This window comes from Deinococcus metalli (genome assembly GCF_014201805.1).
Classification (GTDB): domain Bacteria; phylum Deinococcota; class Deinococci; order Deinococcales; family Deinococcaceae; genus Deinococcus; species Deinococcus metalli.
On record NZ_JACHFK010000001.1, the window covers coordinates 1,029,242 to 1,042,216 of the forward strand.

Genomic DNA, 12,975 nt, shown 5'->3' on the forward strand with positions numbered 1-12,975 from the left:
CAGCTTTCCCCGGCCTATCCCACCGCGTCCACTGAACAGGAGACCTTCCCGTGACCTACGGCAACAAGAACACCCGCAACCGAGGCGGCAACGACCGCCGTCCCCCTCCACCCCGGCGCACGCCGTCCGGCCGCAGCAGCGCGTCGCGCTGGACGCCCCTGCTCCTGCTGATCACGCTGCTGGTGAGCCTCGCCTACATCTGGCGGCCGTGGGAGCACCGCGACAACCTGTGGACGATCTGGAATCCCGGCAAGTACGAGTTCATGACGCTGGGCCTCGACCTCAAGGGCGGCCTGCGCATCGAGCTGGCCCCCGAGTCCGGCACGGCCACCAAGGACGACCTCGACCGCGTGAAGACCGTGATCGAGAACCGCATCAACGCGCTGGGCGTGGCCGAGCCGACCGTGACCGTCTCGGGCGGCAAGCGCGTGGTCGTGGAGATTCCCGGCGCCACGCCGGCCGTGCAGCAGCGCGCCCGCGAGATCATCCAGCGCACCGCGCGCCTAGAGTTCCGGATCGTGCAGCAGAGCGCCCAGCCGGACGCCACGCTGCGCACCCAGAAGCCCGAGACCGGCGGCTACACGCTGGCGCAGCTCGGCCCGGTCGAGGCGACCGGTGAGGTCATCGCCAACGCCCAGGCCGGCACGGACCAGCGCACCGGCGCGTGGGTCGTGACCTTCCAGAACACCGACAAGGGCGCGAACACCTTTGGGGAGTTCACCGGCAAGAACGTCGGACGCCTGATGGCGGTCGTGCTGGACGACCAGATCCAGAGCGTGGCGACCATCCAGCAGAAACTCTTCCGCGACGTGCAGATCACCGGGAGCTTCTCGGCCGAGGAAGCCAACCAGCTCGCGCTGGTGCTCAAGTCCGGCGCGCTGCCCATCAAGATCAAGACCGAGGCCGAGCAGGCCATCGGGCCGACGCTGGGTGCCGACGCCATCCGCAGCGGCGCGATCGCCGGCCTGGTCGGCATCGTGCTGGTGTTCGTGATGCTGTTCGCGTACTACGGGTTGTGGTTCGGGCTGGTGGGAGCGCTGGGCCTGCTGTTCTCCAGCATCATCATCCTGGGCATGCTGGCGGGCTTCGGCGCGACGCTGACGCTGCCGGGGATCGCCGGGCTGGTGCTGACCATCGGGGCGGCCGTGGACGGCAACGTGATCTCCTTCGAGCGCATCAAGGAAGAGCTGACCAAGGGCAAGGGCATCAAGAACGCCATCGGCGCCGGGTACCAGCACTCGACCGCCGCGATCCTCGACGTGAACGCGTCGCACCTTCTGTCGGCGCTGGCGCTGTACAACTACTCGACCGGCCCGGTGAAGGGCTTCGCAGTCACGCTGATCATCGGCGTGGTGGCGTCCACCTTCTCGAACCTGGTGTTTGCCAAGTGGTTCATCACGTGGCTCGCGCAGCGGCGCCCGAACATGAGCGCGCCGAACTGGGTCAAGAACACGCACTTCGACTTCATCAAGGCCGCGCCGGTCGTGACCACCCTGAGCGTGCTGCTCGCCCTGGGCGGGCTGGGCGTGCTCGCGGCGCGCGGCCTGAACTACGGCGTGGACTTCACAGCCGGCACCACCCTGACTGTGAAGACGAACGCGAACACCACCACCGAGCAGGTGCGGTCGGCGGTGGCCGGGGCCGCCGTGCCGGGCGTGACGGCCCAGAGCGCGTCCATCCAGCGTGACATCACGCCGGGGCAGTCGGGCGCCCAGTACAACATCAAGGTGCCCGAGCTGACGACCGCGCAGATCACCACGCTCGGCAGCGCCATCGCCAAGCTGCCGGGCGGTCAGGTGCAGGCGACCGCGACGGTCGGCCCGGCCGTGGGGCAGGAACTCACGGACAAGACCATCAAGGCCGTGCTGCTGGGCATGGCGCTGATCCTGATCTACGTGGGCTTCCGCTTCGACTTCATCATGGGCCTGGGCTCGATCCTGGCGGTGGTGCACGACGTGGGCATCGTGATGGGCCTGTACTCGCTGCTGGGCCTGGAGTTCACCATCGCCACGGTGGCGGCGGTGCTGACCCTGATCGGCTACTCGCTGAACGACTCGATCATCGTGTCCGACCGCATCCGCGAGAACATCAAGGAGATGCGCGGGAAGTCCTACCGCGAGATCGTGAACACCAGCATCAACCAGACGCTGTCGCGCACGATCATGACGTCCGTGAGCACCATGCTGCCGCTGCTGAGCCTGCTGATCTTCGGCGGGCCGGTGCTGCGCGACTTCAGCTTGATCCTGATCGTGGGGATCATCATCGGGACGTACTCCAGCATCTACATCGTGGCGCCGCTGGTCGTGTACTTCGAGGAGTGGAACCGCCGCCGCAAGTCCGGTGGGCAGCCCGCCAAGGCCTGACCGCCCTCCCCTCTCCGCCCGTCTCCACCCGGAGGCGGGCTTTTCAATTGCCATCCAAAACCGGGCTTAGACATATCGTGTGGATGGTAGCGGCCGCACGCTATCCTGCCCGGCATGACTGCACCGGAGCAACTCAGCGTCGCCATCGTCGGCGGCAGCGGCTACGCGGGCGGGGAATTCCTGCGCCTCGCCCTGAACCACCCACACCTGAACGTCACCCAGGTGACCAGCGAACGCAACGCGAACACACCCGTCAGCCTCGTGCACCCGAACCTGCGCGGCCGCACGACCCTCAAGTTCCGCAAGGTGGCCGACCTGGAACCGGCCGACATCGTGGTGCTGGCTCTGCCGCACGGCAGCGCGGCCAAGCGCATCGGGGAGTTCACCGCCAAGGGCCGCATCGTGGTGGACCTCTCGGCCGACTTCCGCCTGAAGGACCCGGCGGTGTACCGCGCGACCTACGGCGAGGACCACCCCGCCCCGGAGCAGCTGGCCGAGTGGGTGTACGGCAACCCGGAACTCCACCGCGAGGAGCTGGTCGGCGCGACCCGCATCGCGTGCGCCGGGTGCTTTGCCACCAGCGTGATCCTGGCGCTGTATCCCCTGCTCAAACTCGGCGTGCTGCTGCCCAAGGACATCACCGCGACCGGGCTGGTCGGCAGCAGCGCGGCCGGAGCGAGCGCGTCCGACAGCTCGCACCACCCGGAGCGTGCCGGCAGCCTGCGCGTGTACAAGCCCGTCGGGCACCGGCACACCGCCGAGGCGCGCCAGGAACTGCCGGGCAATTTTCCGCTGCACCTCACCGCGATCAGCACGCCGCGCGTGCGGGGCATCCTGACCACCGTGCAGGCGTGGGTGCCGGACGGCTGGAGCGACAAGGACGTGTGGAGCGCGTACCGCGAGGTGTACGGGCAGGAGCCGTTCATCCGGATCGTCAAGGTCGCCAAGGGAATCCACCGCTACCCCGATCCCATGCTGCTGGACGGCACGAACTACTGCGACCTCGGCTTCGAGATGGACCCGGACACCGGGCGCGTGGTGCTGATGTCCGCCATCGACAACCTCGTGAAGGGCACCGCCGGGCACGCCATCCAGAGCCTGAACATCAGCCAGGGCTGGGCTGAGACGACCGGGCTGGAGTTCGCAGGCCTGCACCCGGCGTGACGAGGCCTCCCTCGACAGTCCTGTAGGCAGACGGCACCCGTGCACAGACCGGCAGGCAGCGGCGCTGCCGCGGCATGGCCCTCTGCCATGGTTTGTGGGCGACCCGGCCGTTCCATCAGACCCCTTCCCGCAGCAGCGATTTTCATTCGTAAAGCAATCGGAGAAATTTCTTGACATTCATCAGGCAGCCGGGCAGAATGCCACGCACGAGGCCACCCATGACCCCAGAACTCCCGGAAGCTCCCGTCAATTACGTCCCGCTGATCCCCGCGCGCTCGTGGGCGATCATCGACTCCACCCTGCGGGAGGGCGAGCAGTTCGCCAAGGGGAACTTCAAATCGGGCGACAAGATCGAGATCGCCCGCGCGCTGGACGCCTTCGGCGCGGAGTTCATCGAGGTGACCACCCCGATGGTCAGCGAGCAGACCCGCGAGGACATCATCAAGCTGACCTCATTGGGCCTGAAGTCGAAGTTCCTGACGCACGTGCGCTGCCACATGGAAGACGTGCAGCGGGCCGTGGACACCGGCGTGCACGGCCTGGACCTGCTGTTCGGCACCAGCTCGTTCCTGCGCGAGTTCAGCCACGGCAAGGACATCGCCGGGATCATCGCGTCGGCGCAGAAGGTGATCGGGTGGATCAAGGACAATCACCCGCAGCTCCAGATCCGCTTTTCTGCCGAGGACACCTTCCGTAGCGAGGAAGCCGACCTGATGGCCGTGTACCGCGCGGTCTCGGACCTGGGCGTGCACCGGGTCGGGCTGGCGGATACCGTGGGCGTCGCCACGCCGAGGCAGGTGTATACGCTAGTGCGTGAGGTCCGCAAGGTGATTCACGCCGAGTGCGGCATCGAGTTCCATGGCCACAACGACACCGGCTGCGCGGTCTCCAACGCCTACGAGGCCATCGAGGCGGGTGCCACGCACATCGACACGACCATTCTGGGCATCGGGGAGCGCAACGGCATCACGCCGCTGGGCGGCTTCCTGGCCAGGATGTTCACCTTCGATCCGCAGGGCCTGACCGAGAAGTACGACCTGGAACTGCTGCCGGAACTCGACCGCATGATCGCGCGGATGGTGGACCTGCCCATTCCGTGGAACAACTACCTGACCGGCGAGTTCGCGTACAACCACAAGGCCGGGATGCACCTCAAGGCCATCTACCTGAATCCCGGCGCGTACGAGGCGATTCCGCCCGGCGCCTTCGGCGTGGGCCGGCGCATCCAGGCGGCCAGCAAGGTCACGGGCAAGCACGCCATCGCCTACAAGGCCCGCGAACTGGGCCTGCACTATGGCGAGGACGCCCTGCGCCGCGTGACGGATCACATCAAGGCGCTGGCCGAGCAGGACGAACTGGACGACGCCCACCTGGAGCAGGTCCTGCGCGAGTGGGTCAGCGCGTAGGCAGGGCCGGGACGGCCGCCGCCCGCCCGTGCTGGAATGGGCCGTCATGAGTGCCGATCCGGTTCGTTACCGCACCTTCTCTCCCGCCGGCCAGGATGGCGGCAAGCGCGTGGCCGTGTTCTCCGAGGCCAGGGGCGATCTCCAGGCCCGGGCGGCGGCGTCCGGCGAGCCGCTGAACGTGTTCGTGGACAGCGGCGACGCCACGTCCCTCACCCTGCGCGTCTACACGCCCACGCGCGAGAAGGGCAGTTCCGACAGCGCGGCCATCGCCGCCCTGGCGTGGTGGGCGTCCACCCGGCCGGTGTCTGACCTGATGGAGGTCACGATGGCCGGCGAGACGCTCAGCGCGCAGCTGTGCGGCGGCGAGTGGCTGCTGCGGCAGGGCGTGGTCGAGGTCGGGGACGCCGCGGCCGACCTCTCTTCCCTCGGGCTGGCCGGAGCGCCGTGCTGGACGGCGAGCACCGCGCGGCCCAACCTCGTGGTGGCAGTGGCCGACGTGGACGCGCTGGACGCCTTCATGCCAGACGCAGGGGCGATCTCGGCCGTCAACACCTCGACGGGCACGACCGGACTGATCGTCTATGGGCCGGGCGGCCCAAACCGCGCCGACGTGAGCTTCCGCGCCTTTGGGCCGCTGAAGGGCTTCGCGGAGGACGCCGCGAGCAGCAACATGCTCGCGTGCCTGGTGGGCGTGCTGGGGCACTGCGGGCACCTGCCGGCCGACACCAACCTGCTGCGGGCCGCCCAGCGCATGCCCGGTGCCCTGTCGCAGCTGAGCGCGCAGTTCGGCGCGGCGGAGGGGGGCGTGGAGGTCTGGGTGGGCGGCCGGGCGGAAATCACGGCGTCGTCCACGGTGCCGGCGGGCAGCGGCGGCTAGACTGGTCGGCATGGAGCTTCTTCTCGACCTGCACCCCGACGCGTACCCCCTGGAGGGCTTCCGGCGGCGGCAGCTGCTGGAGTGGGTGTACGGGCAGGGCGTGGGCACCTTCGACGCCATGACGAACCTGCCTGCCGACACCCGCGCGCAGCTCGCGGCGTCGTACCACCTGAATCCCTACCGCGAGATCGAGACGGTCCGCAGCGCCGACGGGTCCGTCAAGTACCTGTTCACGCTGCACGACGGTCGCCAGATGGAGGCCGTGTACATGCCGTATCTCGACCGCCGCACCATCTGCGTGTCCACGATGGTAGGCTGCCCCGCCAGGTGCGCGTTCTGCGCCACGGGCGCCATGGGCTTCGGCCGCAACCTGACGCCGGGCGAGATCGTGGGGCAGATCCTCGCGGTGGCCGGCGGCGAGGGCCTGGAACCGCGCGAGCTGCGCAACCTGGTGTTCATGGGGATGGGCGAGCCGCTGCTGAACTACGCCAACACCATGCAGGCCGCCCGTATCCTGCTGCACCCGCTGGCCCTGGGCATGAGCAAACGCCGCGTGACGCTCTCTACCGTCGGGTTGCCCAAGGGCATCCGGCAGCTCGCCGCCGAGGACGACCTGGGCATCAAGCTGGCGATCAGCCTGCACGCCCCGGACGACGAGACGCGCAACACGATCATTCCGACCGGGCACCGCAACTCGGTCGCGGAGATCATGGACGCCGCGCGCGAGTACCAGGCGGCAACCGGCCGGCGCGTGACCTTCGAGTACGCCATGCTGCGCGGCGTGAACGACCACCTGTGGCAGGCCGAGGCCCTGGCGGGCCTGCTGCGCGGGCTGGTCAGCCACGTCAACCTCATTCCCATGAATCCGTGGGAGGGTTCGGGCTTCGAGTCCAGCAGTGAGGAGCAGATCCAGGCCTTCTACGACGCCCTGGAGGCGCGCGGCATCGACGTCAGCGTGCGGCGCTCGCGCGGCAAGGACGCCGGAGCGGCGTGCGGTCAGCTCGCCCTGAAACGGCCCGGCGCGGTGGCGGGCACCGCCTGATCGCCTCGACCTCTGCACTTCGAGCACAGAGGACCGCCGACTGAACCTGCGACTGTATGGACAGATGGTCGGCCGGTCACCGTCCAGGGGGCAGACACAGCGGGCCGACCGCGCCCGCTGTGACAGATGAGTAAGGGTTCAGCAAGACCTAAATGCTACGCTATTCGCGTTTCCGCATTCCAGGAGGCTTTCAGGTGACGCAACCGACCCGCTATGTACTGACCGGCCTGATGCTGGCCCTCGCCACGCCTGCCTCCGCCCAGACCCTGGTGGAGACGGTGACGACCACCAGCATCCAGAACACCCTCAATTCCGCGGACGCCGCGAACACCCTGAAGGTTCCCGCCGTTCCCACCACACCGGCCCCGGCCACCGATCCGGCCGGCGGCACCACGGCCGCGCCCGCCGTGACCGTCACGCCGCTCAGCGCCGGGCAGCAGCAGCAGCTCAGGGCGGCGCAGCTGGCCTTCCAAGCGGGGCAGTACGCCCAGGCCCGGCGGCAGTTCGAGGCGCTGGTGGCCGCGAACTACACCAACCCCGAGCCGCATTTCGGGCTGGCGCTGACCTTGATTGCCCAGAAGGACGACAAGGGCGCCACCTTTGAACTGGGGCAGTTCATGGCGCTGGCCCCGGACCGCTTCGAGGGGCCGTATAACCTTGGCGTGCTCGCCACCCGCGCCGGCCGCTACGACGACGCGCTGAAGCTGTACACCGACGCTGCTGTCCTGATGAAGGACAAGGCCACGCCCGCCGCGCAGCGACAGGTGCTGGACGCGCTCTCGGCCGAGCAGACCCGCAAGGCCGACTTCACGGGCCTGAGCACCACCCTCGCCGCCCTGGTCGCCCTCGATCCCACCAACCAGGACGCGCAGTACCGTCTCGCGCAGGCCCGCACGCTGTCCGGCCAGGGCGCCGCCGCGCTGCCCGGTGTCTACGCGCTGCTCAAGCAGGCGCCTGCCCGCGCCGACGCCGCCCTGCTGCTCGCGGACATCTACGTGGCGCAGGGCCTGCCCGACCGCGCCCTGCGGGAACTGAACGCCGCGCTGACCCGCGTGACCGTTCCTGCGGACCGCAGTGACCTGCTGCTGCGCAAGGCGAACCTGCTGGCCGCCAGTGGCGACACCTACAGCGCCGTGCTGTCCGCCCAGAACGCCACCCGCGAGAACGGCCGCAACGCCGCCGCCTTCGCCCGCCTGGGCGAACTGCGCGCGGCGCGCAACGACCGGCCCGGCGCGCTCACCGCGTACCTGAACGCCGTGAAGCTCGCGCCGCAGAACGCTGCGTACCGCGTGGCCCTGGCAGGGGTCCGCCTCGGCATGAACCAGACGGCCGAGGCCGCCGCCGACGCCGCGGCCGTCCTGGCCCTCAAACCCCAGGGCGCCACGCTGGCCCGGGCACAGTACGTGCAGGGCGTCAGCGCGTACCGGCAGGGCCAGTACGCCCAGGCCGTCAAGGTCCTGACCGCCAGTCAGGCTGCTGCGCCCAGCGCCGACGCCGCCCTGTGGCTGGGCCTGAGCGCGTACGCCGCCGGGGATTACGCCACCGCCGCCGGCGCCCTGGCCGAGAGCGTGAAGCTCGACCCGACCCGCACCGCCCGCCAGAACCTCGCGTCCGCCCTGCTCGCCAGCGCGCGCTACCCCGAGGCCGAGGCCGTGCTGCGCGGCCTGGTCAGCGAGGACGCGAAGAATGCCGACGCGTGGTTCATGCTCGGCCTGGCCCAGCGCGCGCAGCAGCGTGAACAGGACGCCCGCGTATCCCTGAAAACCGCCGCCACCCTCGGCAGCGTCCGGGCCCAGGGAGCCCTGAAGTGAGCCGACCCGCCACCCGGCCACGCCGCTGGCCAGACCTGCTGATCGGCGTGCTGGTCGTGCTGCTGCTGGTCGGGTTTGGCCTGCTGCTGTTCCGGCCCGAGACGCGTACGGCGATGACCCCGGCCGCCACGCCCGCCACCCCGGCCGCCAGCACCGAGACAACCAGCATTCCCAGCGCGCCCACGCCCGCCGAGACGACGGCCCAGACGCCCGCCCCCGCGCCCGCCCAGAGCGGCACGGCGACCACGTCGGAACCGCCCACCATCGCTGCCGCTCCCGTCGAGGCCACGCCGCCTGTCAGCGCCACCCCGGCCCAGGGCACGGCCACCACAACGCCCACGGAGCAGCCGGACCAGCCCGCGACCACGCCCACCACCGCCACGCCGCGCAGCGGCGGCGCAGTCGCCACCAGCGAGCAGCGCGTGCCGCTGCGCAGCGACTACCGCATCACGCTCGGCACCTTCAGCACGTCCCAGGCGGCCACCACGGCTGCCGCCTCCGTCAGTGCCCTCGGGTACACCGTATACCCCATCGACCTCGGCTCGCAGGTGGTCGCCCAGGTCGGCCCCTTCGCGGACGAGACCAGCGCCCGGCAGGCCCTCGCCGACATCCAGCGGGCCTACCCCGGCGCGCTGCTGTACCCGCCGCGTGGCCGCAGCCTCGGCCAGAACAACGCGGGCGGCGGTGCCAGCACGGCTGCCAACCCAAGCGCTTCCGCCGCCGAGACCACCGCCACGCCCGCGCCGGCCCCCGCACCCAGCGGTCCCACGTACCTGCAGGTGGGCGCCTTCGACCGCGTGGAGAGCGCCCAGAAACTCGTGCAGCAACTCCGCGACCTGGGCTACGCGCCCACCGTCAACGCCCCGGAAGGCAAGAAGGTGACCGTGCTGGTCGGCCCGTACACCGGCGACGCCGTCACGCGCACCGAGCAGCGCCTCAGCGGCAGCGGCATCGACCACTTCCGGGTGCGCTGACGTGGCCGAGATCCCCACCGCCGCGATCAGCCGCCTGGTCACGTACCTGCGCATCCTCGAACAGCTCGAGGCGCAGGACGTCAGCCGGACCAGCAGCAGCGACCTCGCGGAACGGGCCGGGGTCAGCGCCTTTCAGGTCCGCAAGGATCTCGCGTACTTCGGACGATTCGGCACGCGCGGCATGGGCTACACCGTGGCCATCCTCAAACGCGAACTCGTCCGCGTGCTGGGTCTCAACCAGACGTGGAACGTGGTCATCGTCGGCATGGGCCGCCTCGGGCAGGCCATCGCCAACTACCCCGGCGCCAGCGATTACCAGTTCCAGTACGCCGGCCTGTTCGACGTCAGCCCTGCCATCGTCGGCCAGCAGATCCGCAACCTCACCGTCCGGCACATGGACGACCTGAAGACCTTCGTCGCGCAGAATAAGGTGGACATGGGTTTTCTGGCTGTACCGCCCGACCGCGCGCAGGACGCTGCGCAGGCCCTCGTCAGCGCCGGCGTGCGCGGCATCCTGAATTTTGCGCCGGTCGTCATCCAGCCGCCCACCGAGGGCGGCGCGCAAGAAATCAGTGACGAGTGGCGTGCTGTGATCATCGAGAACGTCGACTTCCTCGCGGGCATGAAGCGCCTCGCTTTCTACATCCTCAATCCCCATCTCAAAGACGCCCCCCTGACGGAGGACACCGAATGAAGAAGCTGCTTGCCCTGCCCATGCTCGCCCTGCTGATTGCCGCATGCGGCACCGCGCCCGGTCAAGTCTCCGGCAACAGCCGCGCTTCGGTCGGCGTCTCGGTGGACGACTCGAAAGCGACCGCGGTGGCGAAGAAGACCGTGACGCCTGCCACCACGACCACTCCAGAAAAAATTTCATGGACGATCACGCCCGGCGGTGGCGTGACCTTCACCTTCATGACGAGGCCCGGTTCGGACGCGGTGTACCTCACCGGTTACCGCGTCGTCAAGGACGTCCTGACGACGGCGGGCGGGACCACGACCACGACCACCAACGCCCAGGTGAACAAGGCCGACCTGTACCTCACGTCCGGTTTCACCTGTACCGCCCGCACGACCCTCAACTCCTGCCCGTTCAACGCCACGGACGCGGTGCCCTCGAACGGCATTCCCGGCCAGCTTGCCATCGGTCTCGATGGCGGCCTGGGCGACCTGGTCGTGGCGACCGACGCCAGTGTCAGCCGGGTCACGGATCTGGAGTTCTACGGCACCAGCAGCAACGGCCAGCCCGTGACGGTCGCGGTGAGCGGTGTGGTCAGCACCGGCAGCAAGCAGGGCGACAACTGAGGACCAGCCCCAGGTGACAACGAGGGAGGGCCCGCAGCACAGTCCGCTGCGGGCCCTCCCTCGTCTGCGCTCAGAACTTGATCGTGTATTCCGCGAAGCCATCGTCGCGGGTGCGCACCAGCGTGGCGCCCGTCGGCAGGTACTTCTGGGCGTTGGGGCTGCTGACGTACAGCAGGGTCACGCCGGGGATGGGCGTGAGTTTCCAGTTGCCGTCGGCAGTGGGGTTGATGGTCTTCTGCTGGTTGAAGTACCCGATGATCGCCTGGCGGGTTTCGTCGGGAGCGGCCAGGACGATGTTCTTGCCGTCCAGACCGGGGAAGCTGCCGCCGCCGGACGCGCGGTAGTTGTTGGTGGCGACCACGAACTTGGCCGCCGGATCGATGGGCTTGCCCTGGTACTGCAGGTTCTTGATGCGGTGGGCGCCTGCGGCCACGACCTGACCCTGGGCGTTGTAGCGGCTGGGCTGGGTGACGTCGATCTCGTAGGTCACGCCGTCGATGATGTCGAAGTTGTAGGTGGGGAAGGAGTCGTCCACCAGCACCTGGGGTTCAGTCTTGGCGGGGTCGATCTGCTTGAACTGCCCGGCCGCGCGTTCCAGCCATTCCTGCACCTGCGCGCCGGTCACGACGACCGCCTGCACGGTGTTCGGGTACACGTACAGGTCGGCGACGTTCTTGATGGCGAGCGTGCCGGCGGGGATGTCGGTGTAGTAGCTGGGGCCGCTGCGTCCGCCGGCCTTGAAGGGAGCGGCAGCGGACAGCACCGGCAGGTCCTTGTACTCGGTGGTGCTCAGGGCGTTCTTGACATACGAGGTCTGGGCGTTGCTGACGAGCTGCACGCTGGGGTCGTCCTGCACCAGCGCCCAGTAGGAGTTGATGGGCGTGGTCAGGTCCGCGACCTTACCGCGCACATATTCCAGGGTGCCCTCGTGCGCGGCCTTGACGGCGGCGGCGATGGCCGGGTCGGGCGTGACGAGGTTCTTCTTGGCCGCGGCGTCCCAGATGGGACGAACGCTGGCCTTGCCGCCCGTGATGGCCCAGCGGTTGCCCTTTTTGGTCAGGGTCAGGTCCACGATGCCGAGGTCGTTGCCCCAGAAGCCGGCCATGACGGTGGGCTTGCCGTTGATGGTGCCGTTGGTGATGTCCGCGCCGGGGATGCTCTTGTACACCGGGCCGGGGAACACCTGGTGGCTGTGGCCGGAGAGCACCACGTCGATGCCGTCCACCTTGGTCAGTTCGGTGGCGGCGTTCTCCTGGCCGGGCTGGTAGTCGGCGGCGATACCGGTGTGGGCGATGGCGACGATCACGTCCGCGCCCTTGGCCTTCATCTCGGGCACGAACTTGCGGGCGGTCTCGACGATGTCGCGGGTGGTGACCTTGCCGTCGAGGTTGCTCTTGTCCCACTGCACGATCTGCGGGGGCAGGAGGCCGATGATGCCGACGTTGATGTAGTACGGGCGGCCGTAGGTGTCGCGCACCAGCTTGCGCTGGATCAGGTACGGGGTGAACGCGTTCTTGTCGTTGGCGGGGTTGCCGTCGCCGTCCTCCGCGTAGGTGTTGGCGCTGACGATGGGCATGGGCGCGGCGGCGATGATCTGCTGGAGGAAGGGCAGACCGTAGTTGAACTCGTGGTTGCCGAGGTTGCCCGCGTCGTAGTGCAGGGTCGCCATGGCGGCGTGCATGGGGTGCATGGTGCCGGCCGGCAGCGGCTTGATGCGCGCCACGTAGTCGCCCAGCGGATTGCCCTGGATCAGGTCGCCGTTGTCGTACAGCAGCGTGTTGACCTTCTCGTCGCGCGCCTGCTTGATCAGCGTGGCGGTGTATTCCAGGCCGTACTCACCGGTGGGCTTGTCCTGGTAGTAGTCGTAGCCGAGGGCGGCGGTGTGGAGGTCCGTGGTCTCCAGAATGCGGAGGTCGACGGTCTGCGCGCCGGCTGCGCTGAGCAGCAGCGCTCCGATCAGGAACGTGGAGTGTTTCATCCACCGCAGGATACGCCCGCCGGTCAGGGTGGTGTCGGCTGCCCGGGACCGTGCTGGC

General features: G+C 69.0%; 10 protein-coding genes. 9 read left to right on the forward strand and 1 reads right to left on the reverse strand.

The window, feature by feature from the left end; all coding sequences use genetic code 11:
- The first annotated feature begins 50 nt into the window (after positions 1-50).
- The 9 genes from secD to HNQ07_RS05075 all read left to right on the forward strand — a co-directional run bounded on the left by secD (position 51) and on the right by HNQ07_RS05075 (position 10,939).
- A complete protein-coding gene (gene secD / locus HNQ07_RS05035) occupies positions 51-2,363 on the forward strand; it encodes a protein translocase subunit SecD (RefSeq protein ID WP_184109755.1) in 2,313 nt (770 codons plus the stop codon).
- 114 nt (positions 2,364-2,477) lie between these two features.
- Positions 2,478-3,527 (forward strand): N-acetyl-gamma-glutamyl-phosphate reductase, encoded by a 1,050-nt coding sequence (argC, locus tag HNQ07_RS05040; protein WP_184109756.1) that lies wholly within the window; start codon positions 2,478-2,480, stop codon positions 3,525-3,527.
- 218 nt (positions 3,528-3,745) lie between these two features.
- Positions 3,746-4,933, forward strand: coding sequence for a homocitrate synthase (gene lysS, locus HNQ07_RS05045; RefSeq protein ID WP_184109757.1), 1,188 nt, complete (start codon positions 3,746-3,748; stop codon positions 4,931-4,933).
- Positions 4,934-4,979: 46 nt separating this feature from the next.
- Positions 4,980-5,810, forward strand: a complete 831-nt coding sequence (locus HNQ07_RS05050) for a PhzF family protein (RefSeq protein WP_184109758.1) — start codon at positions 4,980-4,982, stop codon at positions 5,808-5,810.
- A gap of 10 nt (positions 5,811-5,820) precedes the next feature.
- The gene (gene rlmN, locus HNQ07_RS05055) at positions 5,821-6,852 is read left to right on the forward strand and encodes a dual-specificity RNA methyltransferase RlmN (RefSeq protein ID WP_184109759.1); all 1,032 of its coding nucleotides are present in this window, start codon (positions 5,821-5,823) and stop codon (positions 6,850-6,852) included.
- A 194-nt stretch (positions 6,853-7,046) separates the two neighbouring features.
- The gene (locus tag HNQ07_RS05060; RefSeq protein ID WP_229831713.1) at positions 7,047-8,663 is read left to right on the forward strand and encodes a tetratricopeptide repeat protein; all 1,617 of its coding nucleotides are present in this window, start codon (positions 7,047-7,049) and stop codon (positions 8,661-8,663) included.
- Positions 8,660-9,637 (forward strand): SPOR domain-containing protein, encoded by a 978-nt coding sequence (locus HNQ07_RS05065; protein WP_184109761.1) that lies wholly within the window; start codon positions 8,660-8,662, stop codon positions 9,635-9,637. The genes HNQ07_RS05060 and HNQ07_RS05065 overlap by 4 nt, the downstream gene beginning before the upstream one ends.
- A 1-nt stretch (position 9,638) precedes the next feature.
- Positions 9,639-10,331, forward strand: coding sequence for a redox-sensing transcriptional repressor Rex (locus tag HNQ07_RS05070; protein WP_184109762.1), 693 nt, complete (start codon positions 9,639-9,641; stop codon positions 10,329-10,331).
- Positions 10,328-10,939: a hypothetical protein gene (locus tag HNQ07_RS05075; protein ID WP_184109763.1), complete on the forward strand. Its 612-nt coding sequence runs from the start codon at positions 10,328-10,330 to the stop codon at positions 10,937-10,939. The genes HNQ07_RS05070 and HNQ07_RS05075 overlap by 4 nt, the downstream gene beginning before the upstream one ends.
- Positions 10,940-11,009: 70 nt before the next feature.
- Here the strand turns inward: HNQ07_RS05075 and cpdB are convergent, their stop codons facing one another.
- Positions 11,010-12,917, reverse strand: a complete 1,908-nt coding sequence (cpdB, locus tag HNQ07_RS05080; protein ID WP_184109764.1) for a 2',3'-cyclic-nucleotide 2'-phosphodiesterase — start codon at positions 12,915-12,917, stop codon at positions 11,010-11,012.
- Between the last annotated feature and the right edge of the window lie 58 nt (positions 12,918-12,975).